20 protein-coding genes and 1 pseudogene are annotated in these 16,762 nt (G+C 68.2%); 8 read left to right on the top strand and 13 right to left on the bottom strand.

The annotated features are described in order from the left end of the window. Nucleotides 1-42 precede the first annotated feature (42 nt). The 13 genes from IEW13_RS08910 to IEW13_RS08855 form a co-directional block, all read right to left on the bottom strand. Nucleotides 43-1,512, bottom strand: a complete 1,470-nt coding sequence (locus IEW13_RS08910) for a PrgI family protein (protein ID WP_013601308.1) — start codon at nt 1,510-1,512, stop codon at nt 43-45. A gap of 3 nt (nt 1,513-1,515) precedes the next feature. After that, complete coding sequence (locus IEW13_RS08905) at nt 1,516-2,895, bottom strand: hypothetical protein (RefSeq protein WP_013601307.1); 1,380 nt, start codon at nt 2,893-2,895, stop codon at nt 1,516-1,518. Nucleotides 2,896-2,926: 31 nt separating this feature from the next. Further along, on the bottom strand, nt 2,927-3,223 hold the full coding sequence (locus tag IEW13_RS08900) for a DUF6112 family protein (RefSeq protein ID WP_241263536.1): 297 nt from the start codon (nt 3,221-3,223) through the stop codon (nt 2,927-2,929). Nucleotides 3,224-3,394: 171 nt separating this feature from the next. Further along, a complete protein-coding gene (locus tag IEW13_RS08895; RefSeq protein WP_188550602.1) occupies nt 3,395-3,661 on the bottom strand; it encodes a DUF6112 family protein in 267 nt (88 codons plus the stop codon). A gap of 6 nt (nt 3,662-3,667) precedes the next feature. Continuing rightward, nucleotides 3,668-5,278: a M23 family metallopeptidase gene (locus tag IEW13_RS08890; RefSeq protein WP_188550601.1), complete on the bottom strand. Its 1,611-nt coding sequence runs from the start codon at nt 5,276-5,278 to the stop codon at nt 3,668-3,670. A gap of 13 nt (nt 5,279-5,291) precedes the next feature. After that, complete coding sequence (locus IEW13_RS08885) at nt 5,292-5,984, bottom strand: hypothetical protein (protein ID WP_034717461.1); 693 nt, start codon at nt 5,982-5,984, stop codon at nt 5,292-5,294. A 36-nt stretch (nt 5,985-6,020) separates the two neighbouring features. Then, entirely contained in the window at nt 6,021-7,022 is a 1,002-nt protein-coding gene (locus IEW13_RS08880) for a ParB N-terminal domain-containing protein (RefSeq protein WP_188550600.1), read from the bottom strand. Further along, nucleotides 7,019-7,906, bottom strand: a complete 888-nt coding sequence (locus IEW13_RS08875; RefSeq protein ID WP_013601301.1) for a hypothetical protein — start codon at nt 7,904-7,906, stop codon at nt 7,019-7,021. The genes IEW13_RS08880 and IEW13_RS08875 overlap by 4 nt, the downstream gene beginning before the upstream one ends. Before the next feature lie 93 nt (nt 7,907-7,999). Then, nucleotides 8,000-8,404 carry a hypothetical protein gene (locus tag IEW13_RS08870; RefSeq protein WP_077684802.1) on the bottom strand — a complete coding sequence of 135 codons (405 nt, stop codon included), beginning with the start codon at nt 8,402-8,404 and terminating at the stop codon, nt 8,000-8,002. Continuing rightward, entirely contained in the window at nt 8,401-9,048 is a 648-nt protein-coding gene (locus IEW13_RS08865; protein WP_013601299.1) for a DUF2637 domain-containing protein, read from the bottom strand. Before IEW13_RS08865 ends, IEW13_RS08870 begins: the two co-directional genes overlap by 4 nt. A gap of 32 nt (nt 9,049-9,080) precedes the next feature. Beyond that, the gene (locus IEW13_RS17870; RefSeq protein WP_229745065.1) at nt 9,081-9,329 is read right to left on the bottom strand and encodes a primase C-terminal domain-containing protein; all 249 of its coding nucleotides are present in this window, start codon (nt 9,327-9,329) and stop codon (nt 9,081-9,083) included. Between the two features lie 3 nt (nt 9,330-9,332). After that, nucleotides 9,333-10,013, bottom strand: coding sequence for a bifunctional DNA primase/polymerase (locus IEW13_RS08860; protein WP_229745038.1), 681 nt, complete (start codon nt 10,011-10,013; stop codon nt 9,333-9,335). Further along, the gene (locus tag IEW13_RS08855) at nt 10,013-11,092 is read right to left on the bottom strand and encodes an ArdC-like ssDNA-binding domain-containing protein (RefSeq protein WP_026926276.1); all 1,080 of its coding nucleotides are present in this window, start codon (nt 11,090-11,092) and stop codon (nt 10,013-10,015) included. The genes IEW13_RS08860 and IEW13_RS08855 overlap by 1 nt, the downstream gene beginning before the upstream one ends. Nucleotides 11,093-11,402: 310 nt before the next feature. Here IEW13_RS08855 and IEW13_RS08850 point away from each other — a divergent pair, with 310 nt between their 5' ends. From IEW13_RS08850 to IEW13_RS08820, 8 genes and pseudogenes are all read left to right on the top strand, one after another. After that, nucleotides 11,403-11,834 carry a hypothetical protein gene (locus IEW13_RS08850; protein ID WP_013601296.1) on the top strand — a complete coding sequence of 144 codons (432 nt, stop codon included), beginning with the start codon at nt 11,403-11,405 and terminating at the stop codon, nt 11,832-11,834. Nucleotides 11,835-11,893: 59 nt separating this feature from the next. Continuing rightward, nucleotides 11,894-12,358 carry a hypothetical protein gene (locus IEW13_RS08845; RefSeq protein WP_013601295.1) on the top strand — a complete coding sequence of 155 codons (465 nt, stop codon included), beginning with the start codon at nt 11,894-11,896 and terminating at the stop codon, nt 12,356-12,358. Beyond that, the gene (locus IEW13_RS08840) at nt 12,355-13,365 is read left to right on the top strand and encodes an MAB_1171c family putative transporter (RefSeq protein ID WP_026926277.1); all 1,011 of its coding nucleotides are present in this window, start codon (nt 12,355-12,357) and stop codon (nt 13,363-13,365) included. The genes IEW13_RS08845 and IEW13_RS08840 overlap by 4 nt, the downstream gene beginning before the upstream one ends. Nucleotides 13,366-13,463: 98 nt before the next feature. Beyond that, nucleotides 13,464-13,637 (top strand): annotated as a pseudogene (locus IEW13_RS17890) (DUF8805 domain-containing protein); the annotation flags it as partial. 44 nt (nt 13,638-13,681) lie between these two features. Then, the gene (locus IEW13_RS08835; RefSeq protein WP_229745037.1) at nt 13,682-14,497 is read left to right on the top strand and encodes an alpha/beta hydrolase family protein; all 816 of its coding nucleotides are present in this window, start codon (nt 13,682-13,684) and stop codon (nt 14,495-14,497) included. A gap of 135 nt (nt 14,498-14,632) precedes the next feature. After that, nucleotides 14,633-14,893, top strand: coding sequence for a helix-turn-helix domain-containing protein (locus tag IEW13_RS08830; RefSeq protein ID WP_013601292.1), 261 nt, complete (start codon nt 14,633-14,635; stop codon nt 14,891-14,893). After that, complete coding sequence (locus IEW13_RS08825) at nt 14,890-15,534, top strand: N-6 DNA methylase (protein WP_013601291.1); 645 nt, start codon at nt 14,890-14,892, stop codon at nt 15,532-15,534. The genes IEW13_RS08830 and IEW13_RS08825 overlap by 4 nt, the downstream gene beginning before the upstream one ends. Further along, nucleotides 15,531-16,762, top strand: a 1,232-nt coding sequence (locus IEW13_RS08820; RefSeq protein ID WP_229745036.1) for an Eco57I restriction-modification methylase domain-containing protein, incomplete at its 3' end; no start/stop codon positions are given. The genes IEW13_RS08825 and IEW13_RS08820, both read left to right, overlap by 4 nt.

Here is a 16,762-nt window from a genome sequence, read left to right as displayed (position 1 = left end):
TCGTTTGGTACGGGCTTCACACTGCGAGGCACGTAAGACCCGTCAGACCCTCCGGCAGAGCGGGAGCGCAGCGGCGGTGAAGGCGGCGGCTTGCTGGCCGACGAGCAGCCGGGTCTCACAAGATGCCTGGATCGCGGCTTGCTCGATGGCGGCGACGGCGGCGTCGAGTTCTTCGACGGTGGGTGCGGAGACGGCGATGAGGCCGGTGTAGCGGAGGATGCCGTGTCCGGCGGTGAGGTCGGCTTCTTGCTGGAGCACGTCGTGGTACTCGGCGGTCTGTGAGGCGTCTTCGATCTGGCCGATCTTCGCGCGCTGGGCCTGGTCGGAGATGTGCTCGACCTTCTTCTTGCGGATGTCGCGAGCAGCGGCGTCGGAACGCATGGGGGTGCAGATCAGCGAGAACGACCGCTGGATGCCGGTGGACAGCAGCACCGGCGACAGGAATCCCGGATAGACGAGCGACCTGGGCCACTCGCTGACCCAGAGCACTGCGTGGTGGGCGGAGTCGGTGCGGAGCTTGCCCCAAGTCTCGGTGACCGCGACCGGCCCTGCGGTCGCAAGGGATTGGCCGAGCCTGCCGTGGCGTTCCAGCGTGGCGGCGATAGCGGGGTCGTAGGCGGAGCGCAGCATCACCGCGATCTGCCCCGGCGTCAGCCATCCCGACGGCGAGAGGTCGGCGGAGCGGAGCGCGGCGACGAGCGTGTTCATCTCCTGCCGCAGCACGGCGGCAGCACCACGAATCCCGCCGCCCGCGGTCCTGATCTGCCGCGCACTGGTCTTCATGTCCAGTGATAGCGAGAGTGTGGTGGCGTGCCGTTCGCCGGCTGGGCCGGCGCGGTCGATGAGTTCTGCGTAGGTGTCGGCCGCCCACGAGCCGTCCGGGGTGCCGTGGGTGGCCCACCATTCGGCGAGTCCGGTGCCGGAGTCTGGGAGGGTGCGTTCGAGGACTTGTAGCGTCGCGATCCGCCCGGAGCGGCAGACGGTGGCCAGGACGCGACCCCAGGAGCTGACGCGGCGTTCCTGTTCGCCGGGGTCGAGGAGCACGAACGCGGGATGGGTGACCTCGCACACCACGGTCAAGGTTGCGGCGTGGGGGTCGTGGATCATTCCGGCGCTGGTGTCGGGGTCGGTGTATTCGCGCAGTCGCGCCATGTCGCCGGGCAGGGCGAGGGTTCCGACGGGGCGTGGGACGACGATCCTGTGTCGGTAGAGCAGTTGCCCGCCGGTGGTGCGCCACAGCCACCAGCAGGCGATGGGTAGCCATTCCACGATGGGCCGGCCCGCGATGGGTATCCAGGTCAGTGCGGCGGCGAGTACCCAGATGGGGGCGGTGTAGGCGAGCAGCATCCCGCCGCCGGCGTAGAACGCGCCGATGAGTGTGGCTCCGCCGATGGCGAGCGTGATGAGCTGGGTCAGCGACAGACCGAGGAGGACACCGCGGCGGGTGAGGCGGGAGAACTTCACCGGCACGAGTTCGCCCGCGGTGGGACGGTCGTGGTTCGTGCTGCTCATCGTCTACTCCTTCGGTGGGCGTGGCGCGGGCGGCGGGGGCTGCTTCGGTGGCGGTGACGGGTCGGTGCTCGGCGGTCGTGGTGCCGGGCTCGACGGCGGTGCCGCAGGCGAGGCTGCGGGAGGTGGCGGTGTCTGCGCGGCGGCGTCGGCGGCGTGCTCGCCCTGGGCTCCCAGCGCGGTTCCGGCTTTCGGCCCGGCGGTCGCGGCACCCTTGGCGACACTCGCCCCGACCACGACGCCTGCCGCGACGGGACCGGCCGCGGCTGCGCCGCCCCCGCCGGCTGCGGCCCCTCCACCAGCGGCGGCACCTCCGCCGCTCGCGGCGTGTGCCGGTGCCGGGGTCTTCGGCGGTGGCGGGGCGCTGCTTCCTCCACCAGAACCTCCGCCCGCGTTCCCGCCGCCACTGCTGGCTCCGTCGAGCACCTTCTTCGGGTCGCCGCCGCCTTGCGGCTTGGTCGGGACGGGGATCGGACGGTTGAGGGCGCTCTTGGCATCCTGCTCGGAGCCGATCGCGTGGTACATGTCGAACCCGACGAACGCGATGAACTTGTACGTGAGATACGGGGCGAATGCGGCCATCGCCATCAGCACGATTCCCGCGATGGGGTCGCTGACCGAGGCGAGGTCGGCGTCGATCGGTGCGGAGACTTGGGTGATCGCGACGAGGAACATCACGACGAGCACGAGCTTGGAGCAGATCAGCGCGACCACGAACATCGCCCACTTCCCGATCCACCCCCGCGAGGCATCCCACGACGCGCCGCTAAACGCGAGCGGCGCGAACACGACCGCCACCAACAGCAGCGCCTTCCTGACGAGCAGGGACAGCCACACGATCGCGGCGGCAGTGATCGCGAGCCCGGCCATGAAGATCGTGATGATCGCGCCCACGCCGGGAGCGGCGATATTGATCCCGACCAGCCCCGCAGCGAGCAGGGCGATCTTGTCGCCCATCGACTCGGTCGTTTCCCCGGCGGCCTGCACGATCCCGATGCACAGCTGATCAACGACCTCCAGCAGCAGCGCCGTCAGCGTGATGACCACGAACGACCCGAGGACGGACTTCGCCAGACCCAGGGCGGCGCGGGTGAGGGCGGTGGGGTCGCGTCGGATCAGCCCGGTAATGAGTTGGAGGCAGAAGAAGATCAGCATCACGAAGACCGCGATACCGAACAACAGGTTGTAGACGGCGATGTAACCGGGCTTGGTGACATCCACCAGCGTCGTGGTGTCGAAGACCGACCAGACCGCCTCGAACAGCCACCCCGCGGCGGCACCCATCGCCTGGGCGAGCCAGTCGAACGGGGCCGCGACCAGAGACGCAGCTCCTTCGCCGACGGCATCGCAGACCGAGGAGATCACGGGAACGTCGCACACGCCCATCACGAACACCAGCTCTCGACGACGGGGCGGGTCAGACGGACTGGCCGACGTTCCAGAAGAAGTTGATGAGCGTCACGCTCGCGCCGCAAATCACCGCAGCACCGCAGGAGACGAGGACGCCGATCTTCCCGCGCGAGGCGAGGTGCGGGTTCGACGAGTTCGCGCCGAAGCCCCACACGATCGCGGACACAATCAGCGCGAGCACGGACAGGATCAGGCCGATGGTCATCACCGCGCCGACGATGGTTCGCAACTGGTTGATCCCCGGCAGGCCGTCGGTGTTGGGGTCAATGTTGATGTCCATCGGCACCAGCAACGGCGCGGACATGACGTTGGCGAGCAGATCGAACACGGTAGGACTCCTTAGCGACGGGCGGCCCGCCCACGAACTCGCAGACGGGGTACACGCCACAGGTGCACCCGTGACCCCTCGGCGACGGAATAGCAATGCCCACGCCGGTGAGGACGTGGGCATCAACGGGCTCAGAGGTGTTCGGTGTCAGAGCTGTTGGCCGAGGTTGAGGAGCCAGTTCATCCAGGCGACGCCGCCTCCGGCGAGGACGGCGGCACCGACGGCGACGAGGACTCCGATTCGTCCCTTGCTGGCGGTGGCGTAGTTGCCGTGGGCCGTTGCGATGGCCCAGACGATCGCCGAGACGATCAGCATGAGGACGGCGACGATCAGGACTAACGTCAGGAGCGCGCCGACCACGGCGCGGAGGTCTCCGATACCGCCGAGCCCGTCGAAGTCGGGGAAGACACCCATCGCCGATCACCCCACCTTGACTGTGACGTGGAGGTGGTCGTAGTGGCCTCCGGTGATGGAGGCGGGGTCGTGCATGCCTCCGCCGTTGTACGGTCGCCAGCCGTCGGAGTCGCGGGCGAGGGACCAGATTTGGCCTTGCCAGATCAGGTACTCGACGCCGAGCACGTCGGCGTTGTCCTTCATCCAGTTGGTGACCTTCCAGCCGGCGTCGAGCTGTTCTGGGTTGGGTCGCTGGCCGATGCGGTTGCCGAAGGTGATGTCGCACGCCCTGCCGAGGGGATGCTCGGACTTGGTGCCGGGGCGCGGTGAGTAGCAGCCCCAGCCGGTGTCGGGGAACGTGGCGAGGGTCTGCTGGTAGAGGTGGAGCAGGCGGGCGGTGATCTTGCCCGAGCTGGTGGGATCGTCGACGAGCCGGTCGGGGTCTCCATCGACACCGACCGGCGTCCCCGCAGTGGCGTTGTTGCAGGCAGCGGGTGATCCGCTGGTCGCCGTCGGCAGGTTCGCGGCACCGTGCTCGTTGAGCCAGGCGGCGGCGTCGATTGCCTCACCGTTCGTGCCGCCGGGCCGGACCTCGAAGTGCAGATGTGCGCCGGTGCTCATGCCCGAGGAGCCGACATCGCCGATGTGCTGCCCGGCGCTCACCCGATCGCCGGGACGGACGTGGATGCCGCTTTGCCACATGTGTGCGTAAGCGGTCGCGACGGTCTTGCCGGCGATGGTGTGCTCGATGACGATGAGGCCGCCGTACCCGCCGGAGAACTCGGCGATGGTGACGGTGCCGTCCGCGGCGGCGAGGATCGGCGTGCCGTCGGGTGCGGCGAAGTCGGTGCCGGTGTGTATCTTTCGTTCGCCCGTGATCGGGTGCACCCGCATCCCGAACGGCGAGGACAGCACCCAGGTGCCCTCGGGCAGTGGGAATACCACCCGCGACGACGAGACCGCCGGGCCACCCACGCCAACCGGAGTGCTGCCGCCGTTGGTGAGGGCGGCGAGGATGCTGTCGGCGACGGGCGCGTAGTTGCGGTAGCGGTCGGGGTAGGCGGAGACCTCGACGGCTTGGGCGGCTTCGCCGGGGTCCATCTGTTGCCAGCCGGGGATGTCGAGCAGGCCGCGTGGCGAGGGGTAGTTCGGTCCGGTCGGCCCGCCGAAGAACGCTCGGGCCTGGTACTGCGGGTCCATCAACTCTGCGACGGTGCCCCATCCTGATTGGGGGCGCATCTGGAACAGGCCGAGGGAGTCGTGGTCGCCGCCGTTGCCGTCGTTCGGGTAGTTCGCCGACTCAGGGTATGCGCCGGTGTTGGTGAGCATCCGCAGTGTGGACTCGGTGAGCGCGGCCATCAGCGCGATCTTGATTCCCGGGCGGCCCACGTCGGTGATGCCGTTGCCGACGGTGATGATCGTTGCCGCGTGCGTGAGCTGTTGACGATTCAGGGTGAAGGTCTCGCCGTTCGTGGTGGTCACGGTGAGCGAGTCCGGGATCGGGCCGAGGTTCGCGGTACCGGCAGGGGTGGCGCAGTAGGCGGCAGCGGGGTTCATCAGCACCCCGATGCCGAGGAGTGCGGCGGCGGGGGCGAAGAGCAGCAGCGCCAGGGCTGCGATGGCGGCTTTGCGGAACACGACGCCAACCTCTTCAGCGCAGCGGGTTGTCGAGTTGAGACAGCCGCAGCAGGTGGCAGGTCGGGTAGGTCGGTGCGCAGACGACGAACACGGTGAACGCGACCGGATGCTCGCTGGTGACCGGTTGGCCGTTCCAGACTCCGGCACGGTGGCGGGTGCCCTCGATCGTTACGGCCGTCGTCCCTGCCGCGAGCTGCCCCGGCTGGGCCTGCGCTACCGCGTCGGCCCAGGCGGCGGGGACGTACGCGGTGTCGATGGTGAGGTGCTGGCGGGTGGCATACTGCCGCAGCTCGATCCAGGCGTCGCGGGTCGGCAGGTACGCGGCCACGTCGGAGGCCAGCCCGGCCTGTTCGTCTCCGCTGGGGTCACCGACCGTGAGGATCGCCGAGGTGTAGTCCAGCGGCCACAGCCCCGAAGCCGTGTCCCAGGCGAACAGCGTTGACGCGACGCCCCGAGCGAATGCCTCGGGATCGGCTGAGCGCGGAACCGCAGGAACCCCCGGCGGTCGCGGCGTGCTCGGTTCCACGGTCGGCGGTGCCGTGGTGACCGGGCCGGGCTCCGGGTCGGGATCGGTGCTGGTGCTGTTGCGTGGGCCAGTCAGGAGTCCGTAGACGCCGACCCCCGTGAGGAGCAGCAGGACGATACCGGCGGCGATGAGGGTGACGAGTCGGCGGCGGTTCCGGGTGTCAGTGGATGCAGGGCTCATGCCGAGCAGGTGCGCACCCCGCACCCACGCCGGCGGTCAGAGCGCGCGGAGGCGTGGCGGCTCCGCCGTGCCTTCGCGGGCGACGCGGAGTGCGTCGGCGAACCGGACGGTGCCGTCGGTGGTGGCGAGGAAGTTCTCGAACTGCTCGTCGGTCAGTTCGGCGGCGAGGGTGTCGGTGTCGTAGTGGGTCCACCAGTTCGTCAGCTCGCCCCAGGTCTGGATGAACGCCCGGACCGGGTAGCGGACGGGCTGCCCTTCGTCGGTGACGACCGGAAGGGACCGAGGTGGGGTGCGCTTGCCCTTCTTGATCGACTTCGCCTGGGCCACGGCTGCTTCGGCGCGGGCGTGCAGCTCGGCCTCGCGCCGCTCCCGCGCGGTGGTATCGGCGTCGCGGATCGTTTGGTAGATCGGATGCACCGGGTCACCGGCCTCGATCCTTTCCAGTCCGGCGGCGGCCTCGGCGCGCAACGTCTCGGGCTGAGCGGGGTTGTTGGCGATGTCTTCGAGGTAGCCGATCTTCTCCAGCGTCGTGTGTGACGCACCGCCGGGAATCATCGCCGCCGCTTGCTCCCGGGTCTTCCCGAGTGGCCCGCTCGACGGTGGTGCAAAGTTTGCACCACCGTCGTTCCCCGGCTGGTTCTCGCTGCTGAACTGCGTGGCGGACTTCCGGCGGGCGGCGTCTTCGGCCATGACCTGCTTGATCTCGCGGTACAGGCCGGCGGCTTCGAGCTGTGTGTAGGGCTTGTGCAGCATGTTATCGTCCTGCTCGGCGAGGAGCTGCCCGAGCCGGTCAGACAGACCGCTGCGAACCCACACGTTGACGGTGCGCCAGCCGAGCATCTTGATCGCGGCGAGCCGTCGTGCCCCGCACACCAGCACGCCATCGATGGTGATCGTGAGAGGTTGCAGCAGCCCGTCGCGCTCGATGGACGCGGCCAAGGCGTCGATGTCGCCGAGGTCGGCGCGGTGCCGGGTGCCGACGAGGATCGACTCGACGGTGCGGTCGAGCTGGATGCTGCCGATCTGTGGCTCGATCACGACGACTCACCGCCTCCACCACTCGGAGCGGCCAGTGCGAGCGCAAGGATCAGATCGTCGTCGCGGAGCAGCAGGTCGAGCGTTTCGCCCAGCAGCAGCCGGAGCAGGATGCCGCGACCGCTGCTGGTGGCCACGTAAGCCGGGTGCGGGTTCCCGAGCAGCGCCTTCAGCAGCGCGGCCCAGGAGCGGCGCGGCAGGTCGAGCAGTGCCCGCGCGTGCCGATCGCGGCGCAGTGCCTCGTAGGCGGACTGGCGGGTGCCAGCCTTCATCAACGCCCCGCAGACGTGCTCGACAGCGGCACGCGCCGTGTCGGTCGGCCAGTCGAGCAGGCACAGCATCGCGATGGCGTCCTCGGCCGCCGATCCAGCGGACATGCACGCTTGCGCTGACCCGAGACTGTCGCGCGGTTCCGGTTCGAGGTCGCTGGGACGAAGGTCGGTGGTGTGGAACGCGGGATGGTAGTCGGCCAGCGCGGTGTCGCGTTCGGAGAATCGTTCAGGGTCGTGGAACGCCGAGACGTGGGCGCGGCGGGCCTGGTGCACCGAGCAGAGCAGACCTTGAGCGCGTTCCTCGTAGACGCAGGTGATCCGCACGGCGTGGGTGATGATCGCCCACGGATCGTTGGCTTCACGGGTCGAGCGGTACTGCATCGCGTCGAACGCCGCCGTCACCGCTTCCCAGGTGTCGAGCCTGTGTTTCCTCGCGAGCGCGCGGTACTTGTCGGCGGCGAACTCCATCAGGTCGCGGGCCACCGGGTCGTGAACCCAGGCATCCTCGCCGCCCTCGGCGAGGCGATTGAGCAGGGCACGCAGGCCCTCGCCGGTGGTGAAGTCCTCAGCCCCGTCGGCCGTCTGCTCGGTGCTGGTGCTGGTTGGTCTGGTCATGGTGTCGGCACCTCCTGGCAGGCAGGTGCGCACTCGCTCCCACGAGCGCGTCCTGCATGCCGATGCCGTCGCAGCCATGACCTGTCACCACCGTCAACTCATCGAGACCCCGGAGCGGGACACCTGCGAGGCAGGTGCGGTGCTGCACCCGAACGCCGAGATCGGCGGCAACCGCCGGGCGCGATCCCCGAGACGACGAACACCTGCACCGAGCGGGGTGCGGGTGCGGCGTGCCAGCTCGGCCTGGAAGTCGAGACCCCGCCCGGCCGCGTGCGCCGAGTGCCGGGCGATCAAGTCAGTGGGGCGCACCCACTCCACGCCTCGCCCACGAACGAGCGCGTGCCGCTTGTCGTCGCGGGCGACCGGCGCGGCCCGCACCGCCTCCGGCGTACTCATCACTTCGACCGACTCGGGGCGCTCCCGCGGCTCCTCGGGCACCAGCCGTGCGGGATCGGGCCTCGCGGAATCGTTGCGCTGGGGGTTCTCAGTGGTGTTCATGGGATCGTCTCCTCCCGCTCGTCGGCGGTGTCAGTGGTGTCAGTGAGGTGCGCGACGGCGAACCAGCGGCCCACCGTCGACGGATGCACCCCGAGTTCGCGGGCGATCCGCTTGTTCGACCAGCCCGCCTCGCGCAGCTCCCACCCCAGCGCCCGCCGATCCGCCACACCCTCATCGCGACGGTTGGCCTCCATCTCGCCAGGCGGCAGCGCAGGCATCGAATCCGCGGTGTTCGTCGAGAACGAGTCGGCAGTGGCGGGTTCCGCATGGGGGTCGGTGGTGCGGGTGAGAATCACGGTCAGGTGCGTGATGGCCAGCAGCACGACGGGCGGCACCGCGGCGACCGAGGCCGCGAGCATCCTTGGCACGTCGGCGTCCGCGGCGACGACAGCATGAATGGCGTTCGCCGTCACCGACACGAGCGCGCCGCCTACCAGCAGCGCCCACGGATACCAGGCCGAGCGCTGCCCGGCGAGCGCGACGACGGCAACCGTGGCGACGACGATGATGCCGTCCACGATCAGCGGCCACGCCCACGCCTGCCCAGCCCCGATCCCGGAGCGAGCAGCCAGATCGGCCAACGACGTGAACGACAGCCAGAACGCCCCGGCGGCGATGAACACCGTCCCCGCGACCGCCGTCATCGCGGCCCAGCGCCGCCCTCCCGATTCACGCCTCACAGCCCAGCCCTCCCCAAGGCTGCGGACGGTGGGCTCGCCGAGCGACCGAACCACCGACCCGCGCTCTGGCTCCGGCCGCCGGGCGTCACTTCGGATGCGGGCTGGGTGGCTCGGTAGGCGGAGCGCACGGTCGTGGTGATCTCGCGATCACCCAGACCCGCCGACTGTGCCGCAGCACCCAGCGCATCGAGCGCCTCGGCGGGCGAGACGCCGTTCTCTGCGAGGCGGCAGGCAGCCCAGAACAGGCCTCAGTTCCGCTCGCCCTCACCCCGCCCAGCGACCCACGTCGCCAACCGCTCAGCATCCTCATCCATCGAGCCGCTGCTGGCGCGTAGTGGAGCGACGGGGCGCGGGTCGAGGAAGTCCCGCAGACGGGCCGCGTCCACATGACCGACCGAGTGCGCGGCGATGTCCGCGACCTCGTAGCGGCACACACTGCCGTCGATGATTCGCCGGGAGGGAGGAGCGATGATGTAGCCGCCGTCGCCCCGGAAGTCGACGCCCGCGGTGGCTGCCTGCCACGACCGCTGCTCGCGGCCCGGGGTCGCCGGGAAGTACACGTGCGCGCCTCCGGTGGGTGTGCGCACGAGCAGACCCGCGCCATCGACGAGCCCCGCGTCGGTGGCGCGCTGGAACGCCGCGCGGCCGTCGTGGGGGCCGTGGACATCGACATCGACGACGACAACGCCGGATGGAGCGCCGGTCGGGATGCCGATGTTCGCGTTCGGTGTGCGCGACCACCACGCGGCAACCTGTTCCGGGTCGCTGCTCGCATCGAGGAACCCACGGCGGGTCAGCGGACGCTTCCCCTCGACGACGCACGGAAACACGGGCACGCCAGCCGCCGCGAGGCTCCGCGCCGCGAGCCCCAGGCTCGGTGAACGATCCACGCGAATGAGCGCCGCCAGGACATCGAATGCTTCGGGCATCACAGCCTCCGCCCTGCCAGCGCTGGCGCCGACGCAGCACGCGGACGATCGGTCTCCACCGAGTTCGCAGCCGTACGGGAGGTGCGCGGACTGGGAGCGTCGCGTTCGAGTCCGGGCGGGGTGCCGTCGCCGACCTGGAGCGTGTCGAGCTGGTCGAGGATCGCCAGCGCGGTCTTCCGCACCCGCTCGCCGGTGGACTGCACCACCTGGACGGGCTCTTGGCCGTCCACGCGGGCGGCCCAGGTCGAGACGTACGGGATCGTGTACCCGGTGGTGTCCATGCCGTGCGCGGCACCGATCATCAGCGCGACGGACTCGGCTTCGACCTCGCGGATGCCGCGATGCTGACGTGCTTCCTCGTCGTCGGGATCGTGCATCAGCACGTGCGCCAGCTCGTGCGCGAGCGTCTTGACCTGCGCAGCAGGGTCCATGTTCTCCCGCACCGCTACCGTGCGCTCCTCATAGTCGGTCATGCCGTTCGCGCCGGAGATCATCCCCTCGTGTGGCACCCGCAGCACCTCGAACCCCGCGCCGCGAATCTGCCCGGCCAGCCCGTCCCACAGCCCCGAGGGTGCTTCGCCTTCCAGCAGCGTCGGAGCGGGCGGAACTGGCAATGGTTCTCCGTCGGTCTGGGAGGCATCCCACACGTAGGCCGGCCGGGCTCCGACCATCCGCGAGCGCACCACCTCGCCGGCCTTCGGCGTCTCCCTCGGCCCGAGCCGCCGCCACGAGCCCGCATCGGCAGGGGTCGCGGTGGCGAACCGGCCCGTCACGGGCGCGAAGATCATGTAGCCCGGCTGGCCCTTCATCACCTGCCGACCGAGCCCCTGCCACTGCCGGTACCCGGCAACCAGGGTGGGGAAGGGTTCGGGCACGCGGCCTGCCTCGAACGCGGCTTCGTGCTGCACCCAGATCAGCATCGTGTTGTTGAACGACCGCGACCGGAACCGCGCCGCGAAGGCGAGCGCCTGGCGCCAGTCGTCACCCGAGACCAGCGACTCGACCGCGCCGGTCAGCTTCTCGTGCAGCTCGTCGAGCTTCGCCTCTCGCGCCGCGCGGGCGTCCTCGTTCGATGCCATGCTCCGGCCTCCTCTTCGGCGGGCCGCGACGCGGCTGCGCGCGGCGGTACACCTGGCAGGTAGGCGCGAACACCCGCGCCCAGACCGTGAGCTGGACATCGTTCACCTCCTTGAGGCAGCCCGAGCCGAGACCGGGACGCAACATTGAGCATGCTCAAAATGCCCCGGAGTCCTGTTCTAACACTGACCGTTGAGCATGCGCAAGCCTTGATTTGTGCATGCTCAACGAGTACGGTTGAGCATGCACAACCACCTTCTGGGTGGACTACATCGATGCCTTGCCCGTTGCGAAGGGAAGGGGGTCACCGTCATGACCGAAGACGAGAGCCAGGCTGCGGCCGAAGACCTCGCCAAACGTCTGCGGCTCCTGATGGATGTCGCCGTCGCCGAGTCCGGCACGGAGCCGACCTACTCGCAGATCGCCGGCTACCTCCAAGAACGAGGCACCAACCTGTCGCGGTCGCGCTGGACGTACATGGTCAACGGCCACCGCTACGTCCAAGACCCCGCCGTCTTCGAAGGGCTCGCGGAGTTCTTCGACGTGGACGCCGCGTTCCTGCTCGGCGAGGACGGTGCTGCCACTCCCGAGAAGGTCTCTGCGCAGCTCGACCTGGTTCGGTCCATGCGTGCCGCGAAGGTGAAGTCCTACGCTGCCCGCACCCTCGGCGATATCTCGCCGAAAGCACTCCACGCCATCACCAAGTTCCTGGACGAGGAAATGACACACATGCCCGAGCACTGACCGGTACCGCACGATGGAGCCGCCACCGGTCCCTGCTCCCTACAGAGAAGGGGCGAACCGTGAAGATCGAACAGACCGTATCGGCGGCCGTCGCGGGCCTTGAGCTCGGCAATACCTTCGCCCTTGACGATCTCCTCCACACCGTCCAAGACCGGCGGCACCGTAGGCTCCGCGTCGTCGAACTCGCAGACCTCGACACCCACGACGGCCTCTGCGCGCTCTGGCTCTCCACCGATGCCGAAGACGTCGTGCTTCACGCCCGCAGCGACTCCGCGCTGCATCGCCAGCAGTTCGTGCTCCACGAGCTCGCCCACATGATCCTTGGCCACGGCGAAGGCGACGGCTGTGCAGTCGGGGAGGTACTGCTGCCCAACATCCCGCCGTACACCAGAGGTCGCCTGCTCAGGCGGCAAGACCTCGACAGCGAAACCGAGATCGCCGCCGAGTCCCTCGCCGACCGGCTCGCCGCCGGCATCCGAGGGTCGGTGTTCGCAGAGTCCAGATACTCGGAGATATTCGGATGATCCAGACGCTCGTCGCAACGCTCATGTGGGCGCTCGTGGCGAGCCTGCTCATCTTCCGACGCAAACGCACCGACCGAAGCATCACCTACGCCGCCCTCACCATCGCCATCGCGATGACGCTCAACGTGGATGCCGCCTACAGCGCCGTCGATCGACTGCTCGGTGGCACCAACCTCGCCACCCTGATCGCGGACGCGCTCCTGATGACCGGGCTGTTCTTCCTCGGCCGCGGCGTCATGAAGACCGGCGAGTACCGGCCCAGGCTCGTCCGAGCCGCCGTCAGCATCCCCGTCCTGCTCGTCGCGCTGCTCGCGATCACCGCATCGTTCCTGCTCATCGACCGCGGCACCACTACCACACGATTTATGATCGACCTCGGCGCACAGCCAGCGGCGGCGGTCTACTCGATCATCAACTTCACCTACTGCCTCGTCATTGTCGTGGCGATGCTCGTCCTCGCCATAAGGCAGTACCGGCACAACACCGGCATCCAGCACCTCCCCGCGGCACTGTTGAGCCTGGGGTCGGCGTTCGGCGTCGCGCTCTGCCTCGCCGTGATCGTCATGGACGTTGCCCACGCCACGGGCCACCTCGACCTCATGCACACTATCCAGTCCGCCTACGATCCGCTCTCCGTCCTGACCTTCGTGTTCCTCTGTGCCGGGTTCGCGATCCAGCCTGCCGTCCGTCGCGCTCAGCACCGCGCCCGGCAGAGGCAGACCGTCGCCCTCACAGCGCAGCTGGAGTCGCTTTGGCACCAGGCGACGCGCGCACGGCCCGGGCTGAGCCAGGCCGACCCCCTCGCCGCCAGTAGCGAAGACCCCGAAGGGCACCTCCACCGAGTGATCGTCGAAATCCGCGACGCGATGATCGACCCTCGCATCACCTTCGACATCAGCACCGACGACCGCGACCTGCTCGAACGCGCCGAGAGCCACCTCGTCGGAAGCGACAGTGCCCTCGCGACGACCTCGCCCGTTCCCTACGTCGAGGAGCGGGAGTCGTGATAGGCCGCATCGCTCTCGGCGCTGGGGCCGCGGCGGCAGCGGTTGCCGGGGTCGGGTGGGCCATCGCGCGGCGGCTCACCGCACCCGTCGGCCCACGAATGTTCGACCTCACCGTTCGAGGCGTCGAGTACACCGACGACGGCGACCTGATCGTGCTCGACCGCACCGACCAGGCCGCCGCGCCAGGCATCTACAATCTCTGGTTCGAGCACGGCGGCTGGGCGCAGCTCGCCACAGATACCGTCGATCGAGGACCCACCCGCGTCGCTCGCAGGATCACGGGCACCACATCGGGTTTCACTCCGAAGACCGGCGATTGCGCCTCCTGGAGCGGCATCTACTACGCCACCCCAGCCGACGCCGGACTCCACACACGCGACATCACCATCACGACCCCGCAGGACCATGCCCGGCCTGGCGCATCGACGGCGACCTCGCGACCTGGGCCATCCACATCCACGGCCTCGGCAGCACCCGCGCCGGCACCCTCCGCGGCGTCCTCGCCGCAACCGAACTCGGCTACACCTCCCTCGTCGTCAGCTACCGCAACACAGCAGAAGGGCCGCGAGTTGGCACCGGCCGGACGACCTTCGGCTACGCAGAGACGAGCGACGTTGACGAGGCCATCGGGTACGCCGTCCGACGAGGAGCCGAACAGGTCGTGATCTTCGGCTGGTCGATGGGTGCCGCTGTCGCTCTCCAGCTCGCCGACCACCCGCGACATCCGGGACTGATCGCCGCGCTCGTACTCGACTCCCCAGTCCTCAACTGGACCGAAGTCATCAAGTCCAACTGCGCCCGCAGCGGATGGCCTGCAGCAGCCGGGCACCTCGCGATCCCGTGGCTCACCCTCGACCCACTGGCACGCACAGTCGGCCTGCCAGGACGCATCCCACTTCCCACCTTCGACTGGACATCCCGAGCCGTAGAGCACAACACGCCGACCCTGATCCTCCACGGCACCCGAGACGACTCCGTGCCGATCCGGCTCTCACAAGCACTCCGAGACGCTCGCCCGGACCTCGTTGAGCTTGAGACCTTCGATGCCGGCCACACCCTCTGCTGGAACAGCGATCTGGACCGCTGGCGGAACACGGTGACCGCCTGGCTCAAGGTGCGCATCCCACGCTGATCGGCAGAACGCAGCGGCCACTCTCGAAACCCGTCTCGTTCGGCCACGCCCGGAGAAACCCAACTCAAGCCGTACCTCAGCCGGTATCATCGTGGGTGTTGGCCTGCCTGGGCCATTGAGCGAGGGAGGACCAACGTGGCTGAGCCGTGGCTGTCCGCAGACGACATCGCCGCCCACCTCGGGGTCACCAAAGACACCGTCTACACCTGGATCGCCGAGAAGGCCATGCCCGCCCACAAGGTCGGACGCCTCTGGAAGTTCCAAGCCAGCGAGATAGACGACTGGGTGCGCGCGGGTGCGGCGGCCAGTGACCAAGAGCTCCACGTAGCCCATCCCGGTGTCGGTGGACGCTCCTACGCTCATGACAACGACGAGCACGGGGAGGGGGGAAGATGAACCTGAAAGACGCCCAGCGCTTGGTGAAGTCCAAGCAACGCGTTGCGGACCACGGCGAGGTGTTCACGCCGGCGTGGATGGTCGAGGACATGCTCGACCTCGTTAAGCACGAGTCTGAGCGGATCGACTCCCGCGTACTCGAACCCGCCTGCGGCTCGGGCAACTTCCTCATCCCCGTCCTGGCTCGCAAGCTCGCCACGGTCGAGCTTCGGCACGGCAAGAGCGAGTTCGAGAAGCGCCACTACGCATTGTTCGCGCTCATGTGCACCTACGGTATCGAACTTCTCGCAGACAACGCCGAAGAGTGCCGCCACAATCTCGCCGAGGTGTTCAACACATTCTTGGGTATCGGCAACGATGACCAGTGGGCGCGAGCGGCCCGCGCGGTTCTCGCCGTGAACATCGTCCAGGGCGATGCCTTGACCATGACCGTGCCAAGCGGCCAGCCGATCACCTTTCCTGAGTGGGGCTACCTCGGCAAAGGCAAGTTCCAGAGGCGCGACTTTCGCTACGACGACCTCACTCAGCGCGCCTCGTACGAGGGAACCCTATTCGGCGAGCTCGATGACGAGGACCTGTTCGTCCCCGCGCAGACTTACCCGACGATGACCGTCAGTCAGATCGCCGAGGCCGCCGCGTGACCCTTGCACCTTTCACCCTCCGAGGGCACAACCCGGATGTGTTGACGTGCATCGCGAACCTCTCCAACGATGAGGTCTTCACCCCGCCGGAGTTCGCGAACCAGATGCTCGACACGCTTGCCGCCGCGTGGGCAGACGCCAACGACGGCGCCGACATCTGGACCAACCCCGATGTCACGTTCCTCGATCCTTTCACCAAGTCGGGGGTCTTCCTTCGCGAGATCACTCGCCGCCTCACCGACGGACTGATCCTGACGTTCCCTGACCTCGCCCAGCGCGTCGATCACATCCTCACCCGTCAGGTTTTCGGCATCGGGATCACACAGCTCACTGCACTGCTGGCTCGCCGGAGTGTCTATTGCTCGAAGTTCGCCAACGGCCCGCACTCGATCGCCAGGTCGTTCACGACCGAGGACGGCAACATCTGGTTCGATCGCACGGACCACGCCTGGGGCGGTGGCAAACGCGAGTTTCGGGTTGATCCGCTTACGCGCGAAGAGATGGCCGTCTATACCAACCGCAAGTGCACCTACTGCGGTGCTAGCGAAGGCAGCTACGCACGCGGTGACGACTTGGAAACTCACGCCTACGCATTCATCCATACCGACGACATCAGAGCTCGGATCGCCGAGCTGTTCGGAGACAACATGCAGTTCGACGTCATCATCGGCAACCCGCCCTATCAGTTGGGGGATGGAGGCGGTGGTGGCGGCGCGTCGGCCACGCCCATCTACAATCTCTTCGTCGAGAAGGCACTCGCGCTCGACCCTCGCTATGCCGTGATGATCACCCCGTCGCGATGGTTCTCGGGCGGGAAGGGTCTGGACGATTTCCGGGATCGGATGCTCGCCGACCACCGCTTTGCGAAACTCATCGACTATCCGCAGCTGTACGACGTCTTTCCTGGCGTGAAGATTCGAGGCGGCGTGTCGTACTGGTTGTGGAGTCGAGACCATGAGGGACCGTGCGAGGTCACCACCAAGATCGGAGACGAGGCTATCGGCGAACCCGCACTTCGGATGCTTGACGCCTATGACGTGCTCGTGCGTCGCAACGAGGGCGTGCGGATTCTGGACAAGGTGAGGGCGCACAGAGTTGACGGAGAGTCGGAGCCTCTCCTCGGCGATGTGGTGTCTGCCAGGAAGCCATTTGGGCTGACGAACCAAAGGGGCAAGGCGACTCCGGTCGGGTTGAATGATCCAGTCCTGGGGGACTGCCGCACCGATAG

It is taken from the genome of Sediminivirga luteola (assembly GCF_014639315.1).
GTDB lineage: Bacteria > Actinomycetota > Actinomycetes > Actinomycetales > Brevibacteriaceae > Sediminivirga > Sediminivirga luteola.
The sequence above is the reverse complement of the archived record's forward strand: the minus strand, read 5'-3'. Positions and strand labels throughout refer to the sequence as shown.